Here is a 10,204-nt window from a genome sequence, read left to right as displayed (position 1 = left end):
ATGTTTTCTTGTTTTTCTTATATAAGAATTACTTATATTATCTTTCAGGCAAACTTAAAATTAGAAAAGGAAAAACCGTGAAGTTACCATCTATGTATCTCCATAGTGGTTACTTACACGGTTTTGTAGAACTATCTAATTCATGGAATTGCACATTCCCTCTGTTACCCATAATATATAATGATATCCCCTCAAAAGCCACAGCAGAAAAAAGAATCAGCTTCCATTCGGACAATCTCTCGATAATTTCTTCTACCCAGTTGCACCGACAATAAGTGATATTTTTTGATTTTCATTTACACACATCAATTTTACACACTCTTTTCAGTTTATTGACAGTAACTTTACATTCATTGATTATCCTTAGTCTTGTAACAAACCAAATAACTAGAACAAGGAGAATCTTATGAATGTGAAAAAAGTGACTTTATCATGTGTGGCAGCTTCAATGATTATTCTATTGGGCGGATATTCTGTTAGTAAAGCGGCTGAAAAATCGAGTGAGCCGAAAACGGTGCTATCCCCTGAGAAAAATACGAGTAAAAAAATTGTGATGATTGGTGCTGCCAACACAAGAGACTTGGGTGGCATCGTCACAAAAGACGGAGCAAGTATTAAAAAGAATAAATTGATTCGTTCAGGTGAGTTGGCTGATCTTGTTCCTTTGGATAAAGAACGGCTGGTGAATGACTTCAAGCTAACCAACATCGTGGATCTGCGAACAGATAGTGAGGTTGCTTCTAAGCCCGATCCGGAAATCGAGAATGTCAAAAATTTCCACTATGGTGTGATGAAAGACAGCGGTGGTACAGCTAGTCAAGAGGACTTTTATAAAAACTTAGACAAAGTTAATGGCGTTGAATACATGGAGAAAATCAATGAAGAACTCGTGACAGATCCTACTGCCCGTGAGAATTACAAGAAATTTTTTGATGTATTGTTAGCGTCTGAAAATGGCTCTACCCTCTGGCATTGTACCGCTGGAAAGGATCGCGCCGGTTTTGCGACGATGCTTGTGTTAAGTGCTTTAGGTGTGGATAAGAAGAGTATTTTTGAGGACTATCTATTGTCTAATAAATATCGGAAGTCAGAAAACGAAAAAACGATCGAACAGGTCAAAGAAGCCACCAATGATAATAAAGAGGCAGTCGAAAATATTACAGCCATGATGGAAGTTCGCAAGAGTTACTTACAAACAGCCTACGACACAATGGAAAAAGAATATGGCGGCGTCAATGGGTATTTGAAAAAAGGATTGGGTCTGACCAATAAGGACATTTCCAATTTGAAAGCTATCTATTTAACAAAGAATTGATTATCAACCTACCAATCAACTCCATGCCAAATAGCCCGCTAGAAAGCGGGCTAAAAATTTCTGTAAGCAAGTCGTTAAACGATTCGATTTCACCTCATACCAACGTTGGATTTCTTGATGAGGTGCAAGCTATCGGCTATTCTCGTTTACGAATCCGATCGAGTAATCGCTTGCGTTTTTTCTTAGGTTTTTCTGGCGGGGATTGGGTAATGGCGGGGACTTCTGCCGTTACTGCTCCCTCTTCTATCTTCACTGTTATGATCATCCTAGCCGGAACAGACTGATCATCGATCTCCACGTTTAGTGGTGTCGCATTGGGCGGCACACAGGCTGCCAATAGACTGATGGCTTGGTTTTCATCTAATGACCATGGATCGAACCCTTTAGGAAGCTCAACAGTCTGAATCAATAAACCAGGTTCGGGACTAGCTTCTGTGATGGTCAAATCTTGCGGTATTTGACTGTTCTCTAAGTTCGCCATCGCTTGAACGGATTTCAGCGGCTCTTCCTCTACTGACAATGGTTCTGCCTCTGTTAGTTCCATCGCAGGTTCCATCATCATGATCGATGGGTCCTGTGCTTGTGTTCGTTCATCAAAAACTTCTTCAACGGTTTTCTCGATCACCGTCGCGTGCAAGACCTCTTTATATAAACCCACCCCATCTTTTTCAAACAGGTCGAGCTTCGTTAATTTTGTTAAGGCTGTTTTGATTTGTTCCGCCGTTTTGGTCGGATCAAAGTTTTTAAAGCGTAGATGACGGGATTTGCCATTGCTATCCGCAAATTCTGCATCCAAAGTAAGTGTTGTTATCATATCCTTCATTCCCTTTCTTTTTTGTTTTTTTAACCTCCTTTCTCAACGCGCCGTCATGATTCTGCTAATCCTGACAAAGGTTCTTTAATGACTTGTGAATAGACATGCTCCAGCTTTTCAGCGATAAATGTTTGCGCTGGGAATAATTTAACCGATAATAATTGCCAATCTTTTGCTCCAAAATATTCGGAGAAATATCTATAATAACGCCGCATAGCAGCAGTCGATCTGGTTTTTAAGAAGATATGCTGAACGAGTGCGCGCAGTACATTAGAAAAATCCGCTTCACACAATTCATTTCTTACCTGAAGTGTGATCAACATTTCGATGGTGGCCTGGTCATCTTTCGTTTTATAATAAAAATTGCGGATACGTTTTTCCAATGTTCGACGCGATAATCTGAATAATTGCGCTTTACTTAGTCCATGTTCCTTCAAAAGTCTTCCTCCTTTCAAGCTAGTTTTTATTAATTATCATTTGAGATATCTACAACACCAAAATACTCCTTTTGCAATAGATTTCCCACTCCAATAAATTAATATTTATTAAAGTAAAGTAATTATCAGGAGATAATCGCCGTCATATCAAGTTTTTCCTCATCTTAAAAAAAATGAATGCCTTTTCAAAAAAATCATAGATTGTTCATTTGACGCTATTGATCTTTATTTAGTATTTCGTTATGGTCTGTACCAATGTGTTTACATTTTCCAGTTCTATGTACATTTATAAATGGATTCCTGAGTCAAATTTTGTTGTTCTATTAAAATAAATGTTACTATTAAGTCATAATGAAGCTGAGGATGGAGAATATTATGAAAAATAAGCTTTTTACGCTATTCGGGACATTTTTAACTGTGCTATTTATCATTTTCGTTGCCAATTCTACAAAGGTGTTAGCTGCCGAGAGTCCTTTTCCATATGAATCAACGAATGCTGGAAACTACATCGGTAATGGAGTGGCAAATGGAGATACTTATAATTATAGCTATACCAGCACTAGCCAAATACCTGTAGATTCTGAAGGCTTTGTAAACTATCAGGATCAAGCCTATGTTAAAAAGACTGTTAAAGCGAATCCGCAAAAGCAGGGCTTGTTTGATGTCACTTTAGATATCAAAGGAAATCAACTTCCCCACCCTCCTTTAGATGTTGTGCTGGTTATCGACTACTCTTCTTCCATGCAGGGTGAGAAATTGACCAATACTTTAAAAGGGCTGCAAGAGTTCGGAACAGAATTAGGGGACTCCTTGTCTAACGGCGTTGTTCAAATCGGTATTGTCGCCTATAACAGAGATATGTATTCTACAAATGGCTTTACTAACGATATGAATGAATTACAGAACTTTTTGACGAGCACCGCTCAAAGTCACACAGGCACCTTTATCCAAAAAGGATTAATCGCCGGTCAGGAACTTTTATTGAATCAAGGCAGACCAAATGCTGAGAAAATCTTGATTCATATCGGGGATGGCAGTGCCAATCGCAGCTATCTGCCCGCTGTTGGTGCAACGTCTTATCCCAACACAGGTGAAATTACCGATTATAACGGCTTTCATACCGCTAACTATGTGAAGGATTTTCAAACCACTTCGGAAAAATTCAATACTAGTGACACGATCTCAGATTCAAATGGTACTAAGGTTGAAAAAGAAATTGTGACCGATGCTACGCTAGGAACGACCGTAGCTCTAAAAGAGTCTGGAATTACCACTTATTCTATCGGTACTGCTCCTACTGCTAGAGGAGAATATATTGCACGGAATATCGCGGACAAAGAAAGTCACTATCGCCCGATCGATGAGAACCTGCTAGAATTAGGCGATGCGCTAAAAACTATCATAAACGCGGTCACTAAAACCATTCCCAACGGCACCGTAACTGATCCAATGGGAAAGGATATCCTACTGCAAGGCAGCGGAAACTTTTCTAAAACAAATTACTCAGCTACTGGTTGGAAAAAGGATTCTGACGGAAACTGGCAATCAACAAAGGTGCTAACAAGAAACTTAGAAGTGAATGAACAAAATCAAGTAATCACACTTTCAAATTTTGCTCTAGGGGCAAATGAGCGGATTACTGTGACCTATCAGATTCGACTGAATACGGAAGCGACCGATTTTAAAGGGGAATTCTGGTATTTCTGTAATCAGCGGACGACCTTAGACCCAACAAGCACTGGTTCGTCGCTTTTGGATTTCCCAATCCCTTCCATTAAAGCACCTACTGTCAAACTTAGTTTAGAGAAACAATGGAAAGATGCACCAGAAGCAGTTATTCCCGATAAAATAGATTATCAGGTAATCAGAACGCCTCTAATTACTCCTGCTGCATGGACAGCTTCGGATACGTTATCTCTGACAAAGGAAAAGAACTTTAAAGCAACGCTTTCCACTGTTCCGATTCTAAGCGTCAATAATGATCTGCCTTTATATAACAACGCTGGTGAGACGATCAGCTACAGTGTCAATGAAGTGAATATTCCGGAGGGATTTGATTTTTCACTGAATCAAGAGAACAATCATTTCACCCTGATCAACACGTATAAGGAAACTAGTACCAGCACTACCGAATCAAGCAGTTCTGAAAGTACCTCTCAGAGTTCTACTAGCGACTCAAACAGCTCTGAATCAAGTACAACTGTAGTTACCTCTACGGAATCGACCGTCATTGAAACAAGTGAATCGTCAAGAAAACCGGCAGTCATCAAAACAACTAGCGCATCAGGTAAAAGTTATCCTAAGACAAATGATGAACGGGCTAGTAAGATTTGGATGCTTATAGGAACCAGCTTACTGGGAGCCTCCCTCTACCTTTTGAAGAAATTTAATTAGAAAATAACAACGCCCAGTCAATTGAGTTGACTGGGCGTTGTTTAGTTTATCGCATATTTACTCGTTTGTTTTCTTCAACCAGCTCAGCAAGCGCTCTGCCACTTGCTGGTCTTGATCGTGGATCGTGGATTTTCCATCGCCTTTTTGCGCACCGTAGGAACCGAAGCCGGCGTGGTTGCCGCCTGCTATTTCTTGATAATCGGTGTTTTTAGGCAGCTCCTTTTTAGCTTTTTGGTAGGCGTCCTGATTTAACACTTGGTCATTTTCGGCTGTCAGTGACAGTACCGGGATATTTTTATCCGCCAAGCTGCCTTTTTCATCTGGATAACTGGCTAAGAAGAACACACCTTTTAGTTGCTTGCCCTGTTCTTGCGCGAAGCGGCTGGCCATCACACCGCCTAAAGAATGGCCTCCTAGGATATAATCGCGATTCGACTGTTCAGAAAGAACTTTCTCGCCGCGATTGGGTGCCAAAACCGCCAAATCCAGCGGCATTTTTAGGACATAGACTGGATAACCAGCCTTTGCGACTGTTTGTGCCCACGAGCTGTAGCTTTCTGGAGCAACCAGTGCCCCAGGATAGAAAATGATCATCGGATTGGATTTATCCTCAGCAGGAAAATAAAGCCAATCACTGCTGCTCTCGGCTTTTTCAGCGATTTGCTCAGCATTATTTGTAGGAGAATAGGTCTGCGTTTTTAAGTATGCCAGTCCGCCGCCAATCACGACGACTAGTCCGATAACCACAATCAGAAGGATTTTTTTCCATTTCTTCACTTCAATCGTTCCTTTCTTTCGTCGCTATCATACCATTTTCTTCTTCGCAGCAAAAATATCTCATCCTCTATTCCTGGTCCTCCTGCAGCGTTCTCTTTAATTCCTGTAAAAAGAATTTCCCCATTTCTGTTTGCTTCCGCATTCGATTCGTGATGACTACTAAGGAATGCACATCGGCATCTTGCAAAGGGCGTAAGACGATCTGATCTTTGGTTAATCCTCTGATGATTCCCAGCCCAGAGGCATAAGCATCAGAGGCCGCTAATAAATTCATTAGCGTTCCCCGGTCGTTAGTATAGTAATTCGCCCGTTCTTTGGATACGCCGATCGGGTCTTCGTTTAGATGGGCGGAGCCGTGGTCTTCTTGAATAAAACGAACCTGCGGATACGCGGACAGCTCCGCTTTCGTGATCATCCTTTTGGCGGCAAGCGGATGATGCGCACCTAAATAGATATGAGTGGAAAAATTTCCCAACACCTCAAAATTCAGGCTTTCTTGACTGAAATAGCGCTCCAGCATACGTTTGCTTTGGGGATTAAGGTAGATAATTCCCAGCTCGCTTTCAAAATCGCGAATACTTTCAAGAATTCTTTTCGTTGTTGTTTCATTCAAATAGAAATTTTGACAGACCGACTGAAATTTTTCTGTGACCTTCACGAAAGGCTCATAGAGAAAATCGTAATGCTGGGAACTGACCGTAAAGCTTTTCTTAGTTCCCAGTAAAAAGTGCTGCTCCATTTCCTCCACCTGCGCCAAGATTCTTTTAGCATAGATCAAAAAATCACTGCCGGCTTCTGTCAGACAAGTCCCAGATTTTGATCGATGAAAAAGCTGAACATCCAGCTCACTTTCCAGCTCTTTGATGGAACTGGAAAGACTGGGCTGGGTCACGAATAGCTCCTTGGCCGCCTGACTAAAGCTGCCGACCTTCGCAATGGTCTGAACATAGCGATACTGCTGTAAGTTCATTTGCCCCCTCCTTCTTAATGATCAAACGCACTGAAGCCTTGGACTAAGTCGTTTAACAAGTCTTGGCTATCCTCTATGCCGACTGAAAGACGCAGCAGGTTCGTGGTCAGCCCGTAGGATTCGCGAACCTCTTCTGGAATATCCGCATGGGTTTGCGTGGTTGGATAGGTGATCAATGTCTCTACTCCGCCCAAGCTTTCCGCAAAGGTGATCAGCTTCAAACGTGCCAAAAACGCGTCGATTTTACTGGCATCTTTAACATAAAAGCTGATCATGCCGCCAATGCCGGGATAAAGCACCTTTTCGATCTGCGGATAGGATTTCAAGGCTTTAGCGATTTCCTGCGCATTGAGTTCCTGTTGTTCAAAGCGAATTTTCAAAGTTTTTAAACTGCGAATAAACAACCAGCTGTCAAAGCTTGATAAGGTTGGTCCAGTGGTATTGCTTAACCACGCCAAACGTTCACCTACCTCATGCTCCTTCGCCACCACGACCCCTGCCAATAAATCATTGTGTCCGCTTAAAAATTTCGTTCCCGAGTGAACTACGATATCCGCCCCTTCTTTGATAGGCTGCTGCCTTAACGGCGTGGAAAACGTATTGTCCACGATCAAACAGGCCTGATATTTGTGGGCAAGCTTAGCCGTATCCGCGATGGAAACTTCCTGCATCAGCGGATTGGTCGGTGTTTCTAGGAAGATCGCGTCGATGGTTTCGGTCAGTTGCTCTTTCAGACTCGTAAAGTCATCAAAATAATGAAAGACAGAGTCGTTCTGACGTTCCAATTCTTTGAAATAACGATAGCTGCCGCCATAAAGATCGCGGGAAACTAAAAATTCACTTTGCGCCGGAAAGTAATTGAACACTAATTGGATCGCGCTCATCCCTGAGCTGGTGACGATCCCCTGACTTCCGCCTTCTAATTTGGCTAAAGCTTCCTCTAAAATCGTTCTTGTCGGATTTTTCGTTCGTGTATAATCATAGCCGGTACTCTCGCCCAGCCCCGGATGAGAAAATGTCGTCGATAAATAAATCGGCGCCGACACCGCTCCTGTTTGCTTGTCTTGATGATTGCCGATTTGTGCCAGCTCTGTCGCTGTATGATAGCCCATGTTAATTTCCCCCTTTAAGCTTATGATCGAGAGTCAATAAATGCTTGACCGCTGTCTCGATATTTTCTGTACTTGTCGCCAAATTGATCCGAATAAAGCCCTTTGTCTCGGGCGAAAACCACTCTCCATAGTCGATCGCCAAGCCTGCTTGGTCTTGAATAAAAAATTTCATGTCTAAGCTTGGCAGCCACTCTCTTAGATCCAGCCAAGCTAAATAGGTTCCTTGAAGCTCGCTGATTTTGATTTCAGGAATTTCCGTGGTTAATTGTTGCTTCAACAGCTGATAATTCCCTTCTACAATCGTTAGCAGTCCTTCCAGCCATTCATCGCCTGTTGCATAAGCCGCCTGCGCCGCAATTTGACCCAGCACACTAATTCCTGTTTGACGATGAAGCTTTTCCCATGCTTGATAGGTCTTCCGTAGATTTTCAGCCGGCAGCCAAATATGCGCGTTAAGCAATGAAGCCAAATTAAACGTTTTTGACGGCGCGTTGCATACGATCAAATGGTCCAAAAAGTCCAATTCCGCGGCGATCGTTAAAGCCGAGCAAAAAGTATTCCCCGGCAAAATCAAATCCGAATGAATCTCATCTGAAATAACCAGCACATCATATTTCTGACACAAGGAGAGCAGTTTCTTCAGCTCCGCTTTTTCCCAGACCCGTCCAACCGGATTATGAGGCGAGCAAAGAATGAACAGCTTGATCGTATTTTCCTTCAGTTGTTTTTCAAAATGTTCAAAATCGATCCGATACCCCGCTTCGGTTTCAATCAGCTCTGAGGTTACTAAGCGCCGCTTTTGATTATTCACAACATCAAAAAATGGATAGTAAACCGGCGGCTGAATCAAAATCTGATCCCCTTCAGCAGTAAAACAGGCGATCAGATCATAGATGCCCTGTACCACACCAGAGGTAAAGTGCAGCCACTCTGCTTGAAATAAAGTCTGCTCATGGCGGCTTTGCCAACCTTGATAGGCTGAAAAATAATCGTTTGGCGTGAAGGAATAGCCAAACACACCGTGATCAATTCTTTCAGTCAGTGCGGCTTGAACAGATTCAGGCACTGAAAAATCCATATCCGCTACCCAAAGCGGCAATAAATCTGCTGCGCCATAACGCTCCTCCAAGGCATCCCACTTTAAAGAATCGGTTCCTTTTCTTTTTCGATAATACGTTTGAATAAATTCTGCTGCTTCCATCCGCTCACTCCTTTTCCAAATAAAAAACGCCCCTTTGTCAATTGACAAAGGGACGGATCAGACCGTGTTACCACCCAAATTCGTATTATAAAAATACCTCGACAGTTCCAAATGAAACTCGGTGAAGTAACGGTCACTGCCGTCTAACAAGCGTTAACCCGTTAGAAAACTCAGAGCTCATCTTCATTGAGTTTGCCATGTCCTCTTTCTCACCAGCCGAGGTCTCTGTATCAAGCAGCGTCAATTACTCTTCTCTTCAACGTTCTATTATTGAAATTTATCTAATTATAATCGTTTTGCCATCAATGTCAAATGGTAAGTGAAAATTATCCCGCCTTAATATCGCCATGCAGCACATTTTTAGTATTGTGGTAAATATGCTTTGCCACCTCGGCATTGTTCATCGTGTAAAGATGGATGCCGGAAACATCCTGTGTCGTCAGATCCACGATTTGATCAATGGCATAAGCCAAGCCCGCTTCTCTAAGCGCGATCGGGTCATGTTCATATTTTTCTAAAATAGCTAAGAATTTTCGCGGCAGCTTGGTATTCGTCGTTTTGATCAAGCGTAACGCCTGATTTCGATTAACGATCGGCATGATCCCAGCCAAGATCGGTACCTTAATATCCGCCAAGTAGCAGGACTCTTGGAAGTGATAAAATAATTCGTTGTCAAAAAACAACTGGGTAATCAGCTGTTCGCAGCCGACCGAAACCTTGTGTTTCAGATTTTTTATATCCTCCAGCCGATTTTGAGATTCCGGATGTGTTTCAGGATAGCAGGCGCCGCTGATATGAAAATGCGGCGCTTCTTTTTTAACGTAATCAATCAGATCACTAGCATAGGTAAAATCCTGTTTAGGCGGCAAGTCAGGAAGAATATCTCCCCGCAACGCTAAAATCTGATCGATCCCGATCTGGTCTAACTGCGTCACAAGTTCAGCCAACTGCGCTTGGCTCAAATAAGCCGCCGGTAAGTGAGCGATCGTGGGAACGTTGAGCTCCTTATGGATATAATTTGCGACCTTCAGTGTTGTTTCTTCGATCGTCTGGCGATTATTGCTGCAGGTGACACTGATAAAATCAGGTTGCAGCAGCTGCAATTCCTTCAAGGTTTTGAAAAGCTTCTCCGAACCAATTTGCGTATTAGGCGGGAAAACTTCAAAGGATAGTGTACTGGACAT

General features: G+C 42.4%; 9 protein-coding genes and 1 other annotated feature. Of the genes, 2 read left to right on the top strand and 7 right to left on the bottom strand.

Features of this window, described 5'->3' with window-relative positions:
- Positions 1-406 precede the first annotated feature (406 nt).
- The gene (locus A5875_RS18565) at positions 407-1,315 is read left to right on the top strand and encodes a tyrosine-protein phosphatase (RefSeq protein WP_088935064.1); all 909 of its coding nucleotides are present in this window, start codon (positions 407-409) and stop codon (positions 1,313-1,315) included.
- Positions 1,316-1,451: 136 nt separating this feature from the next.
- Here the strand turns inward: A5875_RS18565 and A5875_RS18560 are convergent, their stop codons facing one another.
- Both A5875_RS18560 and A5875_RS18555 read right to left on the bottom strand, forming a co-directional pair.
- A complete protein-coding gene (locus A5875_RS18560) occupies positions 1,452-2,129 on the bottom strand; it encodes a DUF2922 family protein (RefSeq protein ID WP_088935853.1) in 678 nt (225 codons plus the stop codon).
- Positions 2,130-2,182: 53 nt separating this feature from the next.
- Positions 2,183-2,566, bottom strand: coding sequence for a hypothetical protein (locus A5875_RS18555; protein ID WP_088935063.1), 384 nt, complete (start codon positions 2,564-2,566; stop codon positions 2,183-2,185).
- A gap of 375 nt (positions 2,567-2,941) precedes the next feature.
- Between A5875_RS18555 and A5875_RS18550 the strand changes: the two genes are divergently transcribed.
- Entirely contained in the window at positions 2,942-4,960 is a 2,019-nt protein-coding gene (locus A5875_RS18550) for a VWA domain-containing protein (RefSeq protein WP_088935062.1), read from the top strand.
- Positions 4,961-5,017: 57 nt separating this feature from the next.
- On the opposite strand, the gene A5875_RS18545 is transcribed toward A5875_RS18550, so the two are convergent.
- The 5 genes from A5875_RS18545 to metF all read right to left on the bottom strand — a co-directional run bounded on the left by A5875_RS18545 (position 5,018) and on the right by metF (position 10,204).
- Complete coding sequence (locus A5875_RS18545) at positions 5,018-5,737, bottom strand: alpha/beta hydrolase (RefSeq protein WP_088935061.1); 720 nt, start codon at positions 5,735-5,737, stop codon at positions 5,018-5,020.
- Between the two features lie 67 nt (positions 5,738-5,804).
- Complete coding sequence (locus tag A5875_RS18540) at positions 5,805-6,707, bottom strand: LysR family transcriptional regulator (protein ID WP_088935060.1); 903 nt, start codon at positions 6,705-6,707, stop codon at positions 5,805-5,807.
- A gap of 14 nt (positions 6,708-6,721) precedes the next feature.
- The gene (locus tag A5875_RS18535) at positions 6,722-7,819 is read right to left on the bottom strand and encodes a PLP-dependent transferase (protein WP_088935059.1); all 1,098 of its coding nucleotides are present in this window, start codon (positions 7,817-7,819) and stop codon (positions 6,722-6,724) included.
- A gap of 1 nt (position 7,820) precedes the next feature.
- The gene (locus A5875_RS18530; RefSeq protein ID WP_088935058.1) at positions 7,821-9,020 is read right to left on the bottom strand and encodes a MalY/PatB family protein; all 1,200 of its coding nucleotides are present in this window, start codon (positions 9,018-9,020) and stop codon (positions 7,821-7,823) included.
- Between the two features lie 45 nt (positions 9,021-9,065).
- Positions 9,066-9,289 (bottom strand) — a binding site (T-box leader).
- Positions 9,290-9,346: 57 nt separating this feature from the next.
- Positions 9,347-10,204, bottom strand: a complete 858-nt coding sequence (gene metF / locus A5875_RS18525) for a methylenetetrahydrofolate reductase [NAD(P)H] (RefSeq protein ID WP_088935057.1) — start codon at positions 10,202-10,204, stop codon at positions 9,347-9,349.

The sequence above is a fragment of the Enterococcus sp. 3H8_DIV0648 genome (assembly GCF_002140655.1).
GTDB classification, from domain to species: domain Bacteria; phylum Bacillota; class Bacilli; order Lactobacillales; family Enterococcaceae; genus Enterococcus_A; species Enterococcus_A hulanensis.
Note: the sequence above shows the minus strand (reverse complement) of the source record. Positions and strands in the feature narration are given on the sequence as shown.

Coding starts and splice junctions, on each gene's coding strand:
- metF (WP_088935057.1), bottom strand. CDS start 10,204: ATGTCCAGTACACTATCCTTTGAAGTTTTCCCGCCTAATACGCAAATT.
- A5875_RS18550 (WP_088935062.1), top strand. CDS start 2,942: ATGAAAAATAAGCTTTTTACGCTATTCGGGACATTTTTAACTGTGCTA.
- A5875_RS18565 (WP_088935064.1), top strand. CDS start 407: ATGAATGTGAAAAAAGTGACTTTATCATGTGTGGCAGCTTCAATGATT.
- A5875_RS18540 (WP_088935060.1), bottom strand. CDS start 6,707: ATGAACTTACAGCAGTATCGCTATGTTCAGACCATTGCGAAGGTCGGC.
- A5875_RS18535 (WP_088935059.1), bottom strand. CDS start 7,819: ATGGGCTATCATACAGCGACAGAGCTGGCACAAATCGGCAATCATCAA.
- A5875_RS18560 (WP_088935853.1), bottom strand. CDS start 2,129: ATGATAACAACACTTACTTTGGATGCAGAATTTGCGGATAGCAATGGC.
- A5875_RS18530 (WP_088935058.1), bottom strand. CDS start 9,020: ATGGAAGCAGCAGAATTTATTCAAACGTATTATCGAAAAAGAAAAGGA.